We start from the raw sequence: 19,404 nt of genomic DNA, 5'->3' as shown, positions 1-19,404 counted from the left end.
CGGACCCTCCGCGGCACCGGCCAGGTCACCGGAACCGCGGACCGTCCGACCGGTCCGACGAGAAGCCCGATCCGGAGAGCATGTCCCTCCGGGCCGGGCTTCACTCGCCTCACCCGGCAGATGGACGCCATAGGGTGCATCTCCCGTACGCCGCGTGCCCGGCCTTCATCTCGGTGCCGTAATCTCGAAGGCCGGAGCCCGCCGCTGAACGGGGCCGGACCTTGATCCACGACTTGGGGTTGCACAGCAGATGACTGCGATTTCTCTCGGCATGCCGGACGTTCCGACCAGGCTCGCGGAGCGCCGCAAGAGCCGGCAGATCCAGGTCGGGCCCGTGGCGGTGGGCGGCGACGCCCCCGTGTCGGTGCAGTCCATGACGACCACCCGTACCTCCGACATCGGGGCCACGCTCCAGCAGATCGCCGAGCTGACGGCGTCGGGCTGCCAGATCGTCCGCGTGGCCTGCCCCACCCAGGACGACGCCGACGCGCTGCCCGTGATCGCGAGGAAGTCGCAGATCCCGGTGATCGCGGACATCCACTTCCAGCCCAAGTACGTCTTCGCCGCGATCGAGGCGGGCTGCGCGGCGGTCCGGGTGAACCCGGGCAACATCAAGCAGTTCGACGACAAGGTCAAGGAGATCGCCAAGGCGGCGAAGGACCACGGCACCCCGATCCGCATCGGCGTGAACGCCGGCTCCCTCGACCGCCGCCTGCTCCAGAAGTACGGCAAGGCGACCCCCGAGGCGCTGGCCGAGTCCGCCCTGTGGGAAGCCTCGCTCTTCGAGGAGCACGACTTCCGGGACATCAAGATCTCGGTCAAGCACAACGACCCGGTCGTCATGGTCGAGGCCTACCGCCAGCTCGCCGCCCAGTGCGACTACCCCCTCCACCTCGGCGTCACCGAGGCGGGCCCGGCGTTCCAGGGCACCATCAAGTCGGCGGTCGCCTTCGGCGCGCTCCTCTCCCAGGGCATCGGCGACACCATCCGGGTCTCCCTCTCGGCCCCGCCGGTCGAGGAGATCAAGGTCGGCATCCAGATCCTGGAGTCGCTGAACCTGCGCCAGCGCGGCCTGGAGATCGTCTCCTGCCCGTCCTGCGGCCGCGCCCAGGTCGACGTGTACAAGCTGGCCGAGGAGGTCACCGCCGGTCTGGAGGGCATGGAGGTCCCCCTCCGCGTCGCCGTCATGGGCTGCGTCGTCAACGGCCCCGGCGAGGCCCGCGAGGCCGACCTCGGGGTCGCCTCCGGCAACGGGAAGGGCCAGATCTTCGTCAAGGGCGAGGTCATCAAGACCGTCCCCGAGTCCAAGATCGTGGAGACCCTCATCGACGAGGCCATGAAGATCGCCGAGCAGATGGAGAAGGACGGCGTGACCTCCGGCGAACCCTCCGTCTCCGTCGCGGGCTGATCCACCCCCCCCGTGCCGCGTCGCCCCGGGGGGCGGCGCGGCATATGCGCGACAGGTACAGTGCGGAGACCAGCAGATCTCAGGGTGAGGCCCCCGCACGTGTTGACGCAGACCACCTCCCGCGTGCTCGAACCGAGCGACCTGGACGCCGCGCTCGCCATCCTCGACCGCGACCCGGTCGCGAACGCCTTCGTGGCCGCCCGCGTCCAGATCGCCGGACTCGAACCGTGGCGCCTCGGCGGCGAGATGTGGGGCTGGTACGAGCACGGCATGCTCACGTCCCTGTGCTACGCCGGCGCCAACCTCGTGCCCATCTGCGCCACCCCGCGCGCCGTCCGCGCCTTCGCCGACCGCGCCCGCCGGGCCGGCCGCCGCTGCTCCTCCATCGTCGGCCCCGCCGACACCACCGCCCAGCTCTGGCGCCTGCTCGAACCGGGCTGGGGCCCCGCCCGCGAGGTCCGCACCCACCAGCCCCTCATGGTCACCGACCGCCTCCCCGACGACATCGCCCCGGACCCCTACGTCCGCCGCGTCCGCAAGGACGAGATGGAACGGATCATGCCGGCCTGCGTGGCGATGTTCACCGAGGAGGTCGGCATCTCCCCGATGGCCGGCGACGGCGGCCTGCTCTACCAGGCCCGGGTCGCCGAACTCGTCGGCTCCGGCCGCTCCTTCGCCCACTTCGACGCCGACGGCAAGGTCGTCTTCAAGGCCGAGATCGGCGCCGCCACCGACCGCGCCTGCCAGATCCAGGGCGTGTGGGTGGCCCCCGAGTACCGCGGCAAGGGCCTGGCGGCACCGGGCATGGCGGCGGTCCTGCGCTACGCCCTCGCGGACGTCGCCCCGGTGGCGAGCCTGTACGTCAACGACTTCAACACCGCGGCGCGACGGACGTACCACCGGGTCGGATTCCACGAGGTGGGCGCCTTCATGAGCGTCCTGTTCTGAGCCTCTGGCGCACCACCAGCACCAGCACTTCAACCGCAACCCCCCTGTAGGCTCCCCGCATGGACCTCGTGATCGGCCCACTGGACCTCTCCGCGCACGTGGACGAGGCCCTGGCCGTCCAAGCCGCCGCCTTCGGCCTCGGCCCCGACGAGGTGGCCGTCCGCCGTCAGATCGTCCTGCGCCACATGACCCACCCGGGCGCCAGAGCCCTCGGAGCCACCGTCCGGGGCCGTCTCGTCGGCTTCGTCTACGGCATGCCCAACGACCGTACCCACTGGTGGTCCACCGTCGTCGAGCCCTATCTCCGCGCCCGGGGCACCGACGCCTGGCTCGACGACTCCTTCGTCATCACCGAACTCCACGTCCACCCGTCCCACCAGAACCGCGGCGCGGGCCGCGCTCTGATCACCACGATCACCGACGCCGCCACCGAGCCCCGCTCGATCCTCTCCGCGATCGACACCGAGAGCCCCGCCCGCGGCCTCTACCGCTCCCTCGGCTACCAGGACCTCGCCCGCCGGGTCCTCTTCCCCAGCGCCCCCAAGCCGTACGCGGTGATGGGCGCCCCGCTGCCCCTGCACCGGCCACCGGCGGGCCGATAACCGATTTCCACCGCACCGGACCGCCCGGCTAACCTCCTAGCACCACCCTTACGCAGCAGGAGACACGAGAACCATGGCCAACGCACCGGTCCAGCGCATGTCGAAGTTGATGGCGAAGACGCTGCGCGACGACCCGGCGGACGCCGAGGTCCTCAGCCACAAGCTGCTGGTCCGCGCCGGCTACGTGCGCCGCACCGCCGCCGGCCTGTGGAGCTGGCTGCCGCTCGGCAAGAAGGTCCTCGGCAACATCGAGCGCATCGTCCGCGAGGAGATGGACGCCATCGGCGCCCAGGAGGTCCAGCTCCCTTCCCTCCTGCCGCGCGAGCCGTACGAGGCCACCGGCCGCTGGCAGGAGTACGGCCCCGAGCTCTTCCGCCTCCAGGACCGCAAGGGCGGCGACTACCTCCTGGGCCCCACCCACGAGGAGATCTTCACGCTCCTGGTCAAGGACCAGGCGTCGTCCTACAAGGACCTGCCGGTCATCCTCTACCAGATCCAGAACAAGTACCGCGACGAGGCCCGCCCCCGCGCCGGCATCCTGCGCGGCCGCGAGTTCCTCATGAAGGACTCCTACTCCTTCGACGTGGCCGACGAGGGCCTCGCGGAGTCCTACGCCCTGCACCGCGCCGCCTACCAGCGCATCTTCGAGCGCCTGGGCCTCGACTACCGCATCGTCGCGGCCACCGCGGGCGCCATGGGCGGCTCCAAGTCCGAGGAGTTCCTGGCCCCCGCCGAGGCGGGCGAGGACACCTTCGCCGACTGCCCGAACTGCGACTACGCCGCCAACACCGAGGCGATCACCTACAAGCTGAGCCCCGTGGAGGCGGCCGACGTCCCCGCGGCCGAGGACATCCCCACCCCCGACACCCCCACCATCGAGACCCTGGCGGCCTCCCTGGGCGTACCGGCGTCGGCCACCCTCAAGAACCTCCTCGTCAAGGTGGACGGCGAGATCGTGGCCGTGGGCGTCCCCGGCGACCGCGAGGTCGACATGGACAAGGTCGAGGCGCACTTCGCCCCGGCCGCCGTCGAACTGGTCACCGCCGAGGACTTCGTCGGCCGCCCCGACCTGGTCCGCGGCTACGTCGGCCCGCAGGGCCTGGGCGACAAGGTCACGTACATCGCCGACCCCCGCGTCGCGCCCGGCACCGCGTGGATCACCGGCGCCAACAAGGCCGACACGCACGCCAAGAACGTCGTGGCGGGCCGCGACTTCGAGGTCGACAGCTACGTCGACGTCGTCGTCGTCCGCGAGGGCGACCCCTGCCCCAACTGCGGCACCGGCCTCAAGCTGGACCGCGCCATCGAGATCGGCCACATCTTCCAGCTGGGCCGCAAGTACGCCGACGCCCTCAAGCTCGACGTCCTCGGCCAGAACGGCAAGCCGGCCCGCGTCACCATGGGCTCCTACGGCATCGGCGTCTCCCGCGCGGTGGCCGCCCTCGCCGAGCAGCACGCCGACGACAAGGGCCTCGTCTGGTCCAAGGAGGTCGCCCCGGCCGACGTCCACGTCGTCGCCGCCGGCAAGGCCGTCCAGACCGAGCTGGCCCTGGAGGTCTCCGACAAGCTGTCCGCGGCCGGCGTCCGCGTCCTGGTGGACGACCGCGCGGGAGTCTCTCCCGGCGTGAAGTTCACCGACGCGGAACTCATCGGCGTCCCGCAGATCCTGGTGGCCGGCCGCCGCTCCGCCGAGGGCGTGGTCGAGCTGAAGGACCGCCGTACGGGGGAGCGCGAGGAAGTAACGGTCGAGGAGGCCCTCACCCGCCTCACCAGCTGACGCGGAGCGCCCCGGCGCGGGTGTGGGGGCGGGGTGGGTCACGTGGCCCGGCGTTCCCCTCGCACCCGGCGTGGGTGTGGGCGCGGGGGTGGGTCGCGTGGCCCGGCGCTTGCGGGGTGCCGCCGCGCCCACCCGTGCCGCCCCAGCGGCACGACTGCCCGCGGCTACGGCGAGCCGCAGCCGCGTACGGCGGGAAGGGGTCGTGTCGGGGGGTGTTCGCCCGCAGCGGTTGGCGCGTCAACGCCGCGAGGATCTGTGGCCAACCGATTCCGCGCCGTTCCGAGGACGGACACCCCCCGGCGCGGCCCCGACCCACAACGGCACGCACCGCGCTACGCGCACCCCCACCGAACCCGCACAGGCGCCGCAGGCATGGCGCGCACCCCCCGAAGCCGCACGGGCGCCGCAGGCACGCACACCGTCACAACCACCCAGCGAACTCCAACAACAGCTCCGCGTCCTGCTCCCGTCCCACCCGCCGGGCCCGCACCCCCGACTCCACCGCCCGGAACAGCGTCCACCCCCGCAGCCGCTCCTGATCGACCTCCAGCGACTCCGCGAGCCGTTTGATCCGCCGCCGAGTCGTCGACGCCCCCGACGGCTGGGCGATCAGATCCTCCACCCGGTCCCGCACGAGCCGCGCCAGATCGAACGCACTCTCCCCGACCACCGGATCGGGCCCCACCGCAAGCCACGGCATCCGGTCCCCCGCGAGCACCTTGCTCTGCCGGAACGTCCCGTGCAGCAGCCGCCGCTCCGGCGGCTCGGCCAGCAACTCGGCCCGCACCGCCAGCGCCGCGTCGACCAGCGGCGCCACCTCCGCGTCCGCCGCCGCGCCCGCCCGCATCGCCTCGGCCTGCCGCCCGGTCCGCTCGGCCACCGTCTCGAAGGGATGAGAGGCCGGCGGCTCCACCCACAACCGCCGCAAGGTCCCCGCCGCCTCCAGCAACGCCTTCGCCTCCGGCAGCGACCGCACCGACACATCCGGATGCAGCCGCTCCAACAACAGCACGCCGCCCTCGGCCCCCTCGGCCAAGTCCTCCCGCAACTGCACGGCACCCCGCCCGCCCCAGTGCGCGAGCGCGGCCCGCTCGCCCTCCGGACGCGCCCGGCGCGGGGCGAGCTTCAGCACCGCCGGCGCCCCCTCGGCCGTCCGCACCAGGATCACCAGGCTGCTGCGCCCGCCGGGCACCTGCACCCGCTCGACCGCGAACTCCCGCTGCGCCACGGCCCGCTCCGCCACTTCGGGCAGCTTCGCCAACCAGTCGTCACCCTCCGGTGCCGTCTCGCCGAGCGCCCTGACCAAACGCCGCGGCGGTTCGAAAGCCATGCGCGAGCCGTTCCCTTCCCGTACGGAATGCCGTACGCGTTACGCAGTCGGTGATGCCGTCGCCGTCGCCGTGTCGGAGGCTTCCGGAGCGGACCCCCGCCCGGCCGACGTGCCGGCCCGCTCGGCGAGCCCAGGGAAGGCTACGCTCCCGCCCCGCCAACGCACCGCGCGGACCGCGGCCTCGCGCAGCGCCGCGGCCGCCGAGGCCCGCCCGTCGCCCTCGGCCGCCCGCACCAGATCCGAGTACACCCCGGCCACCCGGTCCTCCAGCTCGGCCGCCAGCCGCACCGCCGCCGCCGAGTCCGGCACCGAGAAGGGCAGCGCGTACCCCGCCGCCGCGGCGACCGGCGCAGCGCCCAGGTCCCGCACCTCGCGCGCCAGCGCGTCCCGCCGCGCCCGGTGCGCGTCGTACGCCGTCCGCGCCTCGGCGCGCCGTTCCTCGGCGATCCGCCCGCCGACGACCCCGTAGCCGTACACGGCCGCGTGCTCCGCGGCCAGCGCCGCCTGGAGGGCGTCCAGCCGCCCGTCCTCCGCCTTGCCCACCTGTCAGCCCTCCGTCAGCAGGAACACGTGCGCGGCTCCGGCCGCCGCGACCGAGGCGAGCAGCCGAGCCACCTCACCCGGCACATCGAGCAGCGCGCGGCCCCGCCGATCGGCGAGCTTCCGTTCCGCCCCGGCGAGCAGCGCCAGGGCGCCCTTCTCGTCCGCAGGCACGGCACCGGAGTCGTCCGCCGGCCCGGCGGCCCGAGCGGATACCGAAGGCGACGCGGCCGAAGCCGTCCCCGACGCCGCCGGCGAGCTCGCCCGCACGCCGCCGAACGCCTCCGCGTGCCGCACGACGTCGTCCCGCAGCGGCCCCAGCCGCTCCGCCAGCCCGGGATGGGCCGCGATCACCGCCGCGTACCGCGCGGCCAGATCCTCACTGTCCCGGGCCGCACGCGCGCGTGCCCGCTCGACGGCCGACGGGTCGGCCCCGGACTCGCCGGAGCCAGACCCCCCGGTACAGCCGGCGAGCAGGGCCGCCCCGGCGGCAGACGCGAGCAGGCTCCTTCTGCGCGGCCCCCTGAGCGGGCGCGGCGACGGGGGATGCGACACGGCAGACGTCCTCGGCAGACTCGTACGGAAACGACGACAAAGCGACGACAAGCAAACAAACAACGGCAGAAACGACGGCGGAACGACGACGAGCGACGCCGAACGACGGCGGAACGACGACGAGCGACGCCGAACGCCGCCGAAACGACGACGACCCGACGCCAGAACGACGACAGCCCGACGCCCAACGCGCCGGAACCCCGCGATCCCGCCCGCCCGTGATCACGGTACCCGTGCCCCGCCCGGCCACCACTCATCGGCACCGCCCGACCCGGGTGGACGGCAACACCCCCCGCGACCGGATACCCTTTGACCAGACACGCGCACCGTCCCACAACAGCACACGCGGCCGAGGAGTCACCCGGATGAGCACCACCCAGAGCGAGAGGCTGCGAGAGCTGCTTGAGCCGCTCGTCGCCTCCCAGGGACTGGACCTCGAAGAGATCGCGGTGGACTCGGTCGGCCGCAGGCGTGTGCTGAGCGTGGTCGTGGACTCCGACACCGGAGCGGACCTGGACCGGATCGCCGATGTGAGCCGCGCGCTCTCGGCGAAGCTCGACGAGACCGACGCGATGGGCGAGGGGGAGTACACCCTCGAGGTCGGCACCCCCGGCGCGGAGCGCTCCCTGACCCAGCACCGCCACTACGTGCGCGCCACGGACCGCCTGGTCCGCTTCCAGCTGCACGAGGGCGGCGAACTGGTCGCCCGGATCCTCGCCGTGGACGAGGACGGACTCGACCTCGAAGTGCCAGGGGTGAAGGGCCGCAAGGCCACCACCCGCAGACTGCCCTTCGGCGACATCGACAAGGCACGCGTCCAGGTCGAGTTCAACCGCAAGAACGACAGCAAGACAGAACACGACAACAAGACGGAAGAGGAGGAGGCGTAGCCGTGGACATCGACATGAGCGCCCTGCGGGGCTTGGTACGGGAGAAGGAGATCTCCTTCGACCTGCTGGTCGAGGCGATCGAGTCGGCCCTCCTCATCGCCTACCACCGCACCGAGGGAAGCCGCCGGCACGCGCGCGTGGAGCTCGACCGGAACACCGGCCATGTGACCGTGTGGGCGAAGGAGGACCCGGACGACCTCGAGGAGGGCCAGGCGGCCCGCGAGTTCGACGACACCCCGTCCGACTTCGGCCGCATCGCCGCCACCACCGCCAAGCAGGTCATCCTTCAGCGGCTGCGCGACGCCGAGGACGACGCGACGCTCGGCGAGTACGCCGGCCGTGAGGGCGACATCGTCACCGGCGTGGTCCAGCAGGGCCGCGACCCGAAGAACGTGCTGGTCGACATCGGCAAGCTGGAGGCCATCCTGCCGGTGCAGGAGCAGGTGCCCGGCGAGACCTACCCGCACGGCACGCGCCTGCGCTCGTACGTCGTCCGGGTGGCCAAGGGCGTACGGGGCCCCTCCGTGACGCTCTCCCGCACGCACCCCAACCTGGTGAAGAAGCTGTTCGCCCTGGAGGTGCCGGAGATCGCCGACGGTTCCGTCGAGATCTCCGCGATCGCCCGCGAGGCCGGCCACCGCACCAAGATCGCCGTACGCTCCACCCGCTCCGGCCTGAACGCCAAGGGCGCCTGCATCGGCCCCATGGGCGGCCGGGTGCGCAACGTCATGGGCGAGCTGAACGGCGAGAAGATCGACATCGTCGACTGGTCGGACGACCCGGCCGAGATGGTGGCGAACGCACTCTCCCCGGCCCGCGTCTCCAAGGTGGAGGTCGTGGACCTGGCGGCCCGTTCCGCGCGCGTGATCGTGCCCGACTACCAGCTGTCGCTGGCCATCGGCAAGGAAGGCCAGAACGCCCGGCTCGCGGCCCGGCTGACCGGCTGGCGGATCGACATCCGCCCGGACACCGAGCAGCCGGAGAACCAGGCGGCGGAGCAGTCCGCGGAGCGGTCGTCCGACAGGCCGTCCGACAGGTCCTCCAGCAGGTCGTCCGACAGGCCGTCCGACGGGCCGTCCCGCGGCCGGGGGGAATAGATCCAAGCCGCACGGCGCTGAGATCACGACAGCTTTGCGTGCGGCACGTGTTCGATTCTTGCCCCGAAGGGGTGAGGTCGATCCGGGGAGGTAGACTTAGGAGTGTCTGGCCGGACACGTACCCGAGCATGCCCCGAGCGCACCTGCGTGGGGTGCCGGGAGCGAGCGGTCAAGAGCGAGCTGCTGCGCACCGTGGCGGTCGAGGGTCATTGCACCCCTGATCCACGCGGTACGCTGCCCGGCCGGGGTGCGTACGTACACCCCGTACCGGTCTGTGTCGACCAGGCGGTGCGCCGCAAGGCGTTTCCGCGGGCGCTCCGCGTCCCGGGTCCGCTCGACGTAAAGGCGTTGCGCCACTACGTCGAGCAGGCAGAAGGTTGCAGCACGGTTGCTGAAAGCAGCACGTGAGCAACGTGGTAAGGAAGACATGCCGCGCGAAACCCCGCGCGGTCTGGTACCTCGCGAGTCGAAAGCAGGTCGAGATTGCGATGAGCACTCGATGAGTACGCGATGAGTACGCCCATGAACTAGCGACGGTCCGGACGCAACCCGGACCTCAGAGGAGCGAAGTGGCTAAGGTCCGGGTCTACGAACTCGCCAAGGAGTTCGGTGTGGAGAGCAAGGTCGTCATGGCCAAGCTCCAGGAACTCGGTGAATTCGTCCGTTCGGCGTCTTCGACGATCGAAGCGCCCGTCGTACGCAAACTGACAGACGCCTTCCAGCAGGGCGGCGGCAACGGCCGGTCCGCCGGCCGCCCCGCGGCCCCGAAGAAGGCTGCCCCCAGGCCGTCGGCGCCGTCCCCGGCGCAGGCTGGGGGCCCCTCCCGCGCCGCTCAGGCGGCGGGGGATCGTCCGGCTGCCCCGCGGCCGCCGGCCGCACCCAAGCCCGCGGCTGCCGAGCAGCCCGCGGCTCCGTCGGCCCCCGCGCCGGCGCCGTCCCAGGGCCAGCGCCCGACGCCGGGCCCCAAGCCCGCGCCGCGTCCGGCCCCGGCCGCCCCGGAGTTCACCGCTCCGCCGGCGGCTCCCGCCGCTCCGTCGACTCCGGCCCCGGCTCCGTCCGGTCCGAAGCCCGGCGGTGCGCGTCCCGGTGCCCCCAAGCCCGGCGGCGCCCGGCCGTCCGGTCCGGGTCAGGACCGTGGCCAGCAGGGCGGCCAGGGCCGTCCCGGCGGCCAGCGTCCCGGTGCCCCGGCGCAGCGTCCCGGCGGTCGTCCCGGCGGTCCGCGTCCGGGTAACAACCCCTTCACCTCCGGCGGCAACGCCGGCATGGCGCGCCCGCAGGCGCCCCGTCCGCAGGGCGGTCCCCGCCCGGGCGGTCCCGGTGGTGCTCCCGGCGGCGGTCCCCGTCCGCAGGGTCCCGGCGGTCAGGGCGGCGGTCCCCGTCCCCAGGCTCCGGGCGGCAACCGTCCGAGCCCGGGCTCGATGCCTCGTCCGCAGGGCGGCGGCGCAGGTCCCCGTCCCGGCGGCGGCCCGCGTCCGAACCCCGGCATGATGCCGCAGCGTCCCGCTGCCGGCCCGCGTCCGGGCCCCGGTGGCGGCGGTCGCGGTCCCGGCGGTGCCGGTCGTCCCGGCGGCGGTCGTCCCGGTGGCGGCGGCGGCTTCGCCGGTCGTCCCGGCGGCGGCGGTGGCGGCGGTCGTCCCGGTGGCGGCGGCGGTTTCGCCGGTCGTCCCGGTGGCGGCGGCGGCTTCGGCGGCGGCGGTGGCCGTCCCGGCTTCGGCGGTCGTCCCGGCGGTCCGGGTGGCCGTGGTGGCACGCAGGGCGCCTTCGGCCGTCCCGGCGGTCCCGCGCGTCGCGGTCGCAAGTCGAAGCGGCAGAGGCGCCAGGAGTACGAGGCCATGCAGGCCCCGTCGGTCGGCGGCGTGATGCTGCCTCGCGGCAACGGCGAGACCATTCGCCTGTCGCGCGGTGCGTCGCTCACCGACTTCGCGGAGAAGATCAACGCCAACCCGGCGTCGCTCGTCGCGGTCATGATGAACCTCGGCGAGATGGTCACGGCCACGCAGTCCGTCTCCGACGAGACGCTCCAGCTCCTCGCCGACGAGATGAACTACACGGTTCAGATCGTCAGCCCGGAGGAGGAGGACCGCGAGCTGCTCGAGTCCTTCGACCTGGAGTTCGGCGAGGACGAGGGCTCCGAGGACGACCTGGTCGTCCGTCCGCCGGCCGTGACCGTCATGGGTCACGTCGACCACGGTAAGACCCGACTGCTCGACGCCATCCGCAAGACGAACGTCATCGCGGGCGAGGCCGGCGGCATCACCCAGCACATCGGTGCCTACCAGGTCGCGACCGAGGTCAACGGCGAAGAGCGCAAGATCACCTTCATCGACACCCCGGGTCACGAGGCGTTCACCGCCATGCGTGCCCGCGGTGCGAAGTCGACCGACATCGCGATCCTGGTCGTCGCGGCCAACGACGGCGTCATGCCGCAGACGGTCGAGGCGCTCAACCACGCCAAGGCGGCCGAGGTCCCGATCGTCGTCGCGGTCAACAAGATCGACGTCGAGGGTGCCGACCCGACCAAGGTGCGCGGTCAGCTGACCGAGTACGGCCTGGTGGCCGAGGAGTACGGCGGCGACACCATGTTCGTCGACATCTCCGCCAAGCAGGGTCTGAACATCGACTCCCTGCTGGAGGCCGTGGTCCTCACCGCGGACGCCTCGCTCGACCTGCGGGCCAACCCGAACCAGGACGCGCAGGGCATCTCGATCGAGTCCCGTCTCGACCGCGGCCGCGGTGCCGTGGCGACGGTCCTCGTGCAGCGAGGCACCCTGCGGGTCGGCGACACGATGGTGGTGGGCGACGCCTACGGCCGCGTCCGCGCCATGCTCGACGACAACGGCAACAACGTCGCCGAGGCGGGTCCGTCCACGCCGGTCCAGGTGCTGGGTCTGACCAACGTCCCGGGCGCCGGTGACAACTTCATCGTGGTCGAGGAGGACCGTACGGCCCGCCAGATCGCGGAGAAGCGCGCCGCTCGCGAGCGCAACGCCGCGTTCGCCAAGCGCACGCGCCGCGTGTCGCTGGAGGACCTGGACAAGGTGCTGAAGGCCGGCGAGGTCCAGCAGCTCAACCTGATCATCAAGGGCGACGCGTCCGGATCGGTCGAGGCGCTGGAATCCTCCCTGCTCCAGCTGGACGTCGGCGAAGAGGTCGACATCCGCGTCCTGCACCGCGGCGTCGGTGCGGTCACGGAGTCCGACATCGACCTGGCGATGGGCTCCGACGCCATCGTGATCGGCTTCAACGTGCGCGCCGCCGGGCGTGCCGCGCAGATGGCCGAGCGCGAAGGCGTGGACGTCCGGTACTACTCGGTCATCTACCAGGCGATCGAGGAGATCGAGGCGGCCCTCAAGGGCATGCTCAAGCCGGAGTACGAAGAGGTCGAGCTGGGCACGGCGGAGATCCGCGAGGTCTTCCGCTCCTCCAAGCTGGGCAACATCGCGGGTGTTCTCATCCGCTCCGGCGAGGTCAAGCGCAACACCAAGGCGCGACTCCTGCGCGATGGCAAGGTCATCGCGGAGAACCTCAACATCGAGGGTCTGCGTCGCTTCAAGGACGACGTCACCGAGATCCGCGAAGGCTTCGAGGGCGGTATCAACCTCGGAAACTTCAACGACATCAAGATCGACGACGTCATCGCGACGTACGAGATGCGCGAGAAGCCGCGGGTGTAAGCACCGCGACTTCCGGGAGTGACCGGTCCGGGGCCGGTCGGCGGAGCACAATATCCGTCGATCGGCCCCGGCCGTTCGTTGTACGGTTCAGATGATCCCGCCCGTTCGCGGCGGGGCCATCGATCCCGGACCGGCGGGTGAACCGGCTGCACATGTATGTGGGGACGCTGTCCTTCGACCTCCTCCTCGGCGACGTACATTCGCTGAAGGAGAAGCGCTCCGTCGTCCGCCCGATCGTCGCCGAACTCCAGCGGAAGTACGCGGTGAGCGCGGCGGAGGTGGAGCACATGAACCTCCATCGCCGGGCCGTCGTCGGCCTGGCCGTGGTGTCCGGCGACGCGGGCCACCTCAGCGACGTGCTCGACCGGTGCGAGCGGCTGGTGGCCGGCCGCCCCGAGGTGGAACTGCTGTCGGTGAGACGGCGCTTCCACGGCGACGACGACTGACCAGATCGGGCAGAGAACCGGATCGGGCAAGAGAAGCCGGATCAGGCAAGAGAAGAAAGAACGGGAGACGGACCAGTGGCCGACAACGCGCGGGCGAAAAGGCTGGCGGACCTCATCCGAGAGGTGGTGGCCCAGAAGCTGCAGCGCGGGATCAAGGACCCGCGGCTCGGCTCGCACGTCACCATCACGGACACCCGGGTCACGGGCGACCTGCGGGAGGCGACCGTCTTCTACACGGTTTACGGGGACGAGGAGGAGCGCAACGCCGCCTCGGCGGGCCTGGAGAGCGCCAAGGGCATCCTGCGCTCCGAGGTCGGCAAGGCGGCCGGCGTGAAGTTCACGCCGACCCTGACCTTCGTCATGGACGCCCTGCCGGACACCGCCCGCAACATCGAGGACCTCCTCGACCGGGCGCGGCAGTCCGACGAGAAGGTGCGCGAGGCGTCCGCGGGCGCCGCGTACGCGGGCGAGGCGGACCCGTACCGCAAGCCGGGCGAGGACGAGACGGAGCCCGAGACCGAGGCCGGGACCGGGACCGGGGCCGGGGCCGACGAGACGGACGACACCGCTAAATGACCGAGAAGCACACCACGCCCGACGGCCTTGTCATCGTCGACAAGCCGTCGGGCTTCACTTCGCACGACGTCGTCGCCAAGATGCGGGGCATCGCCCGCACCCGGCGCGTCGGGCACGCCGGCACGCTCGACCCGATGGCGACGGGCGTCCTGGTCCTCGGTGTCGAGCGGGCGACCAAGCTCCTCGGGCACCTCGCCCTCACCGAGAAGGAGTACCTGGGCACCATCCGGCTCGGACAGACGACGCTGACCGACGACGCCGAGGGCGAGATCACGGGGTCGCGGGACGCCTCGAAGGTCACCCGGGAGGCGATCGACGCCGGCATCGCCGAGCTGAGCGGCGCCATCATGCAGGTGCCGTCCAAGGTCAGCGCCATCAAGATCAAGGGCGTGCGCTCGTACAAGCGGGCCCGCGAGGGCGAGGACTTCGAGATCCCCGCCCGCCCCGTCACCGTCTCCTCCTTCGCGGTGTACGACGTCCGGGACGCCGTCGCCGACGACGGCACCCCGGTGCTCGACCTGGTGGTCTCGGTGACCTGCTCCTCCGGCACCTACATCCGGGCCCTGGCCCGCGACCTGGGCGCCGGGCTCGGCGTCGGCGGACACCTCACGGCACTGCGGCGCACCCGCGTCGGACCGTACAAGCTGGACGGCGCCCGGACCCTGGACCAGCTCCAGCAGGAGCTGACCGTCATGCCCGTCGCGGACGCGGCCGGTGCCGCCTTCCCCCGCTGGGACGTGGACGCGAAGCGGGCCCGGCTGCTCACCAACGGCGTACGCCTCGAGATGCCCGAGGAGTACACGGGCGCCGGTGCCGTCGCCGTCTTCGATCCCGAGGGGCGTCTCCTCGCCCTGGTGGAGGAGCACAAGGGCAAGGCGAAGAGCCTGGCCGTCTTCGGCTGAGCCGACCCGCCGTCAGGTCCGCCCGTGGAGCGGCGCACACGGGGACTGCCACTGTCGCCGCTCCACGGTCCCCCCTCGGTTCCCCCACCCCCTAGGGTGTATCCAACCCACCCCTTCTGTTCACCCGTCCGGGCAGGCGCTCGGAGTGAACCGGGGGAGCGGAAGGGGGCGCGTTCGCCAGGGGATCTGTCCCGCTGATCATCTCGCGCCTACCGTCGAACACACGGCACGGGTGTACGGCGGGGAGGTTCGACGATGGCGTCGCGGAACCGGTCCCGGGAGACGACGGGCGACAGGGCGGGGGAGCGGCCCGGAAACGGCTCCCGGGAAGCACGAGGCGGCCCACCGGCCGTCCGGGAGGCCGATCCGGCGGGGTACGCATCCGTTCCGGCGGGGTGCGTGTCCGTTCCGGCCGGGTGCGCGTCCGATCCGGCGGGGTACGCGTCCGATCCGGTCGGGTGCGCCGCCCACGACGCCGCCCTGATCCGCTTCCACGACCTCGCCGGCCGCCCCCGCGGCACGGGATTCGTCGCCGACCACCACGGCACGGTGCTCACCAGCCACGAAGCGGTCGACGGCCTGACCCGGCTGGTGCTGAGCACCGCCGGGGACCGCCGCCGCGTCGTGGCGGCCGCCGACGTGACCCCGCTGCCCGCCCTCGGCCTGGCCCTGGTGCGCACCGAGGGCCTCGGCGTCGACCCGCTGCCGCTGACCGCGCGGGACCGCGTCGAGGCCGGGACCTACGTCCGGATCGCCGCCGGCGGCTGGCGCGAGGCCCGGGTCCTGGGCGCCACCGACGTCACCTACACGGCCACCGACCGCTTCCACCACCTCGGCGACGCCCTCGAACTGGCCGTCGGCACCTGCGGGCGGGACGCGCTGCGGCTCGGCGGCGGCGCGGCCGGCGGGCCCGTGCTCGACGCGGCGACCGGCGCCGTCCTCGGCGTCCTCGGCACCGCCCTCAGCTCGGGACACAGCGACGTCGGCTTCGCCGTGCCCCTGCGCCACGCGGCCACGGGCCCGCTCGCCGCACTCCTCGCCGAGAACGCGGCGACGGTCCCGGCCTACGGCGTCGACCTCAATCTGGCCGGCGTGCTCGCCCTCACGGCGACGTCGGTCCAGGACGGGGACCCCCTCGCCGCGCCGAGCGGCGGATCCGGTGCGGGGGAGCCGGTCGAACGGACGCGGGTGACGCGCGAGTTCGCCGCCTTCACCGCGGGCCGGGCCCGCGTGCTCGGTCTGGTCGGCGCGCCGGGCAGCGGCCGGACGACCGAGCTGGCGGCCCTCGCCGCCCGTCGGTCCAGTGGCCCGGACGCGGCGCCCACCCTGTGGCTGCGCGGCGCCGACCTGCGGGACGACGACATGTCGCTGGCGGACGCCGCCCGCCGGACGCTGGCCCGGGCCGCCCGGATCGTCGCCGCCTCGGACGGCCCCGACCCCGACGGCCTCGGCGACATCTCCCCGGACCGCCTCGCCCACCTGGCCCACACCGCGGGACGGCCCCTCCTGGTCCTCCTGGACGGCCCCGAGGAGATGCCGCCCGTCCTGGCGCACCGGCTCCCCGAGTGGACCGAGGGCACGGCCGCCTGGCTGCGGGAGACGGAGGCACGGCTGGTGGTGGCCTGCCGCGCGGAGTACTGGGAGCACGCCGGGGCGGAGTTCCCGGGGGAGCTGCTGCACGCACCGGACGCCGGGGCGGCGACGCCCGGCCCGGCTGCGGCGCTTGCGCCTGCCGCGCGCGCACGTGTGGGCTCGGCCGGGTCGCAGGCGCACAGGCGGGCAGCGGAGGCCCCGTCGCCCTGGGCGGCCACCGCACCGGCACCGTGGCCCACGCCCGACGGTGCGGTGCGGGCGGAGGACGGTGTGCCGCCGTCCGGGGCAGCACTCACCGCGCCGGGGCCCGGACCGGACGCGGGCGCCTCCTCGTCCTGGACCGGCTCGAGGGAGGCCCGCCCGGGGCCGGCCGAAGCCACGCCGACACCCGGGGCGACTGGGGAGGCGTCCAGCGCGGCGCCGTGGTCGCGCCGTGCGGTTGACCGGGGTGGATCGGAGGCGGCGTCTGGGGCTCCTGTTCCGGAAGCGCTCGGGCGGTCGTCCGGCGTGGCGCCGTGGTCGCGTCGTGCGGTTGATCGGGGTGGGCCGGAGGCGGTGTCCGGGGCCTCCGAACCGAGGGCTCTCGGAGGGGCGCCCGGCGTGGAAGGGTGGCCGCGCCGGGCCGACGACCGCGAGGGACCGCAGGCGGCGCGCGGGACCGCCGCGTTCGGGGCGTTCGGCGGGATGCCCGCTCCGGCATCGTCGTCGGGTCGCGCCGTCGGCCCCGCGGGACCGCATCCGGTGCCCTGGACCGCCGCCCCGGGCCCCTCGGACGCGACGGAGGCCGCCGGACCCGGGCCGGCCTCCGCCGAACCGGCGTCCGCAGGCGCCCCGGGGCGCGGGGACGCCGGGCTCCCGCCCTGCGTCCGCCTCGGCGACCTGAGCGACGAGGAGGCCTACGAGGCGCGCGTCCGCCACGGCGTACCGGAAGGCGCCCTGGCCGGCCCGGACGCCGCTCACCCCCTCACCCTCCGCCTGTTCGCGGAGGTCCACGCCGCCCTGCCCGGCCCCCCGGCCCCCGTATCCGTCACCCGGGACGCGGTCTTCGCCGCCTACCTGGACCTGATGTGCCTGCGCGTCGCCACCCGCCTGGCCGGGGAGAACGGCCTGCACGGCACCGCCGTGCGCCGACTCGCCGCGAAGGTCTCCGGCCAGGTCCACGAGGCCGCCCGGCGCAGCCTCGGGTCCGGACACGGCGCACTGGACCGGGACTCCTTCGAGGCGCTGTTCCCGTGGGGACCGGCCCCGGCCCGGCTGGGCGGCGGCACCGGCTGGGCACCGGCCGTGCTCGCCGAAGGCCTCTTCGCACCCGCGGGCAGCGGCTACCGCTTCGCGCACGAGGGGCTCGCCGACTGGATCCAGGGCACCCACCTCGACCTGGAGGAGGCCCTGCGCGCCCTCGTCCACCGGCGCGACACCCCGCACGGCACCCACACCCTGCCCGTGCCGCACCACCGCATCGGCTCCGTCGTCGAGGCGGTCCTGCTCCTCGCCCGTCAGCACGGAGTCCCGCAACTCGCCCTGACCCTCGAGGAGCTGGTGCACGCCCTGGACCTCGATCCGCACTCCTGGTGGGCCGCCCGGCTGCTCGCCGAGGTGCTGACCCGGGTCCCCGACGCGACGCCGTACACGGAGGTGCTGCGGCTGCTCGCCGACGGGATCGCGGAACGGGGCGGCGAAGGGCACCCGGCGCCCCAGGTGTTCGGGCCCGGATTCTGGACGGCCCTGCGCGTGCCCGAGACCACCCTCCTCGACCTGCTGCGCCGCCTCGTCCTCGCCGACGGACCGCCGCACCGGCCCGGCCCCCGTCACCTCGACACCGTGGCCGGGCTGCTCGTCGCCGACCCCGCGGCCGTACAACCGCTCCTCGTGCGCTGGTTCGACGACGAGCGGTCGCTGCCCGCCACCCCGCACGCCACCGTGGCGACGGCCGCGCAGGCGCTGCTGCACACGCACCGCCACCGCGGCCTGGACGGCCTCACCGAGGTCCTCGTCGACAGCGCGCACCGGCGCGCCGACGAACTGCTCGCCGTCCTGGCCGAGGAGGAGCCGTCGGCGCTCTGCCGCGCGGTGGAGCGGTGGGCGCGCGACGAGCGCCCCGCGCGCCAGACCGCGGCGGTCACCCACGGCCTGCGGACCGCCCCGCACGCACGTCCCGGCGCCGACCGCACCCTGCTTCGCCACGCCGCCCTGGTCCTGCTCGCCGGTCCCTCCGCCAGTCCGCTGCGCGGCGGCGCCCTGGCCCTGCTCGTCCAGGACCCCGCCTGCCGCGACCGCCACCTCCCCAGGGCCCTCGACCACTTCGCCGCAGGCGACCCGTACCTCCCGCCGGCCGCGGTGGCCGCCGCCCTGCCGACCCACCCCGAGCCGGTGCTCGAAGCCTTCCGGGCCCGTCTGCTCGGCCCGGACGCCGGTGAGGCGCTGCGCAGGCTCGCCGACGCCACCACGCCCGCGCTGACCGACCGGGTGGCCGCGCTCCTCGGGCGGACGGTGGCCGAGCGCCCCGAGACAGCCGGTCACCTGGCCGCGTACGTGGACCGGCGCCTCGACCGGGACCCCGCACCCCGCGCCGTACTCCTGCCGCTGGTCACCCGCCTCCTGGACGACGGTCCCGAGCCGGTGCGGGCCGCGCTCGCCGGAGTCCTCGCCGCCGACGGGACGACGGCCGGCGCCCCGCTCCGCCGCGGGCTGCGGGAGCACCTGTTCGCCCACGAGCAGGAACCCGCCGTCCTGGACGCGCTGCTGCACGCGGCCGCCCGGTGCGACGGCGAGGAGTTGCGCGCCCTCGTCCAGCGCACCGGGCTGCTCCTCGTCCGCACCCCCGACGGCGCCACCTGCTTCGACCGCGGCCTCGTCGACCTGGCCCGCCACCTCCCGGGCTTCGCCGCCCGGCTGACCGGCTGGCTCGGCGACGCGCCCCAGGACTGGGCCGCGCTGGTGGGCCCCAGCACCCGCCGCACGATCGAGCACCTGGCGGGCGCCCGCGTCCCCGCCTGACCCGCCCCCCGTCACAGCCCGATCCCGATGCCGATGCCGATCCCGATGCCGATGCGGGCCGGAGCCGGA

15 protein-coding genes are annotated in these 19,404 nt (G+C 73.8%); 12 read left to right on the top strand and 3 right to left on the bottom strand.

The annotated features are described in order from the left end of the window. Positions 1-250 precede the first annotated feature (250 nt). The 4 genes from ispG (at position 251) to B9W62_RS10685 (ending at position 4,735) form a co-directional block, all read left to right on the top strand. Positions 251-1,408 (top strand): flavodoxin-dependent (E)-4-hydroxy-3-methylbut-2-enyl-diphosphate synthase, encoded by a 1,158-nt coding sequence (gene ispG / locus B9W62_RS10700; protein ID WP_087806966.1) that lies wholly within the window; start codon positions 251-253, stop codon positions 1,406-1,408. Positions 1,409-1,507: 99 nt separating this feature from the next. Next, complete coding sequence (locus B9W62_RS10695; protein ID WP_087806965.1) at positions 1,508-2,356, top strand: GNAT family N-acetyltransferase; 849 nt, start codon at positions 1,508-1,510, stop codon at positions 2,354-2,356. 59 nt (positions 2,357-2,415) lie between these two features. After that, positions 2,416-2,958, top strand: a complete 543-nt coding sequence (locus B9W62_RS41115) for a GNAT family N-acetyltransferase (protein ID WP_087806964.1) — start codon at positions 2,416-2,418, stop codon at positions 2,956-2,958. A gap of 73 nt (positions 2,959-3,031) precedes the next feature. After that, on the top strand, positions 3,032-4,735 hold the full coding sequence (locus B9W62_RS10685; protein WP_087806963.1) for a proline--tRNA ligase: 1,704 nt from the start codon (positions 3,032-3,034) through the stop codon (positions 4,733-4,735). A gap of 421 nt (positions 4,736-5,156) precedes the next feature. Here the strand turns inward: B9W62_RS10685 and B9W62_RS10675 are convergent, their stop codons facing one another. The 3 genes from B9W62_RS10675 to B9W62_RS10665 are packed head-to-tail and all read right to left on the bottom strand — an operon-like array spanning position 5,157 to position 7,160. Then, positions 5,157-6,065, bottom strand: a complete 909-nt coding sequence (locus B9W62_RS10675) for an aminoglycoside phosphotransferase family protein (RefSeq protein ID WP_087806962.1) — start codon at positions 6,063-6,065, stop codon at positions 5,157-5,159. Between the two features lie 39 nt (positions 6,066-6,104). Then, positions 6,105-6,608 (bottom strand): ferritin-like domain-containing protein, encoded by a 504-nt coding sequence (locus B9W62_RS10670; protein WP_087806961.1) that lies wholly within the window; start codon positions 6,606-6,608, stop codon positions 6,105-6,107. 3 nt (positions 6,609-6,611) lie between these two features. Beyond that, entirely contained in the window at positions 6,612-7,160 is a 549-nt protein-coding gene (locus B9W62_RS10665; protein WP_087806960.1) for a hypothetical protein, read from the bottom strand. A 365-nt stretch (positions 7,161-7,525) separates the two neighbouring features. Between B9W62_RS10665 and rimP the strand changes: the two genes are divergently transcribed. The 8 genes from rimP to B9W62_RS10625 all read left to right on the top strand — a co-directional run bounded on the left by rimP (position 7,526) and on the right by B9W62_RS10625 (position 19,335). Then, positions 7,526-8,050, top strand: a complete 525-nt coding sequence (rimP, locus tag B9W62_RS10660) for a ribosome maturation factor RimP (RefSeq protein ID WP_087806959.1) — start codon at positions 7,526-7,528, stop codon at positions 8,048-8,050. A gap of 2 nt (positions 8,051-8,052) precedes the next feature. Next, on the top strand, positions 8,053-9,147 hold the full coding sequence (gene nusA, locus B9W62_RS10655) for a transcription termination factor NusA (protein ID WP_087806958.1): 1,095 nt from the start codon (positions 8,053-8,055) through the stop codon (positions 9,145-9,147). Positions 9,148-9,249: 102 nt separating this feature from the next. Continuing rightward, a complete protein-coding gene (locus tag B9W62_RS10650; protein WP_087806957.1) occupies positions 9,250-9,555 on the top strand; it encodes a YlxR family protein in 306 nt (101 codons plus the stop codon). 161 nt (positions 9,556-9,716) lie between these two features. After that, a complete protein-coding gene (gene infB, locus B9W62_RS10645) occupies positions 9,717-12,821 on the top strand; it encodes a translation initiation factor IF-2 (RefSeq protein WP_087806956.1) in 3,105 nt (1,034 codons plus the stop codon). 152 nt (positions 12,822-12,973) lie between these two features. Next, positions 12,974-13,267 (top strand): DUF503 domain-containing protein, encoded by a 294-nt coding sequence (locus B9W62_RS10640; RefSeq protein WP_052843289.1) that lies wholly within the window; start codon positions 12,974-12,976, stop codon positions 13,265-13,267. Positions 13,268-13,342: 75 nt separating this feature from the next. Continuing rightward, positions 13,343-13,843, top strand: a complete 501-nt coding sequence (rbfA, locus tag B9W62_RS10635; protein ID WP_087806955.1) for a 30S ribosome-binding factor RbfA — start codon at positions 13,343-13,345, stop codon at positions 13,841-13,843. Further along, positions 13,840-14,745, top strand: coding sequence for a tRNA pseudouridine(55) synthase TruB (gene truB, locus B9W62_RS10630; protein ID WP_087806954.1), 906 nt, complete (start codon positions 13,840-13,842; stop codon positions 14,743-14,745). Before rbfA ends, truB begins: the two co-directional genes overlap by 4 nt. 255 nt (positions 14,746-15,000) lie before the next feature. Further along, positions 15,001-19,335 (top strand): trypsin-like peptidase domain-containing protein, encoded by a 4,335-nt coding sequence (locus tag B9W62_RS10625; protein ID WP_087806953.1) that lies wholly within the window; start codon positions 15,001-15,003, stop codon positions 19,333-19,335. Positions 19,336-19,404: the final 69 nt, after the last annotated feature.

The sequence above is a fragment of the Streptomyces sp. CS113 genome, from assembly GCF_002188365.1.
Lineage (GTDB): Bacteria > Actinomycetota > Actinomycetes > Streptomycetales > Streptomycetaceae > Streptomyces > Streptomyces tendae.
Note: the sequence above shows the minus strand (reverse complement) of the source record. Positions and strands in the feature narration are given on the sequence as shown.

Bases quoted from the DNA above. Each gene is read 5' to 3' on its own strand.
- ispG (WP_087806966.1), top strand. From the start codon at position 251: ATGACTGCGATTTCTCTCGGCATGCCGGACGTTCCGACCAGGCTCGCG.
- B9W62_RS41115 (WP_087806964.1), top strand. From the start codon at position 2,416: ATGGACCTCGTGATCGGCCCACTGGACCTCTCCGCGCACGTGGACGAG.
- B9W62_RS10685 (WP_087806963.1), top strand. From the start codon at position 3,032: ATGGCCAACGCACCGGTCCAGCGCATGTCGAAGTTGATGGCGAAGACG.
- B9W62_RS10675 (WP_087806962.1), bottom strand. From the start codon at position 6,065: ATGGCTTTCGAACCGCCGCGGCGTTTGGTCAGGGCGCTCGGCGAGACG.
- rimP (WP_087806959.1), top strand. From the start codon at position 7,526: ATGAGCACCACCCAGAGCGAGAGGCTGCGAGAGCTGCTTGAGCCGCTC.
- B9W62_RS10640 (WP_052843289.1), top strand. From the start codon at position 12,974: ATGTATGTGGGGACGCTGTCCTTCGACCTCCTCCTCGGCGACGTACAT.
- truB (WP_087806954.1), top strand. From the start codon at position 13,840: ATGACCGAGAAGCACACCACGCCCGACGGCCTTGTCATCGTCGACAAG.
- B9W62_RS10625 (WP_087806953.1), top strand. From the start codon at position 15,001: ATGGCGTCGCGGAACCGGTCCCGGGAGACGACGGGCGACAGGGCGGGG.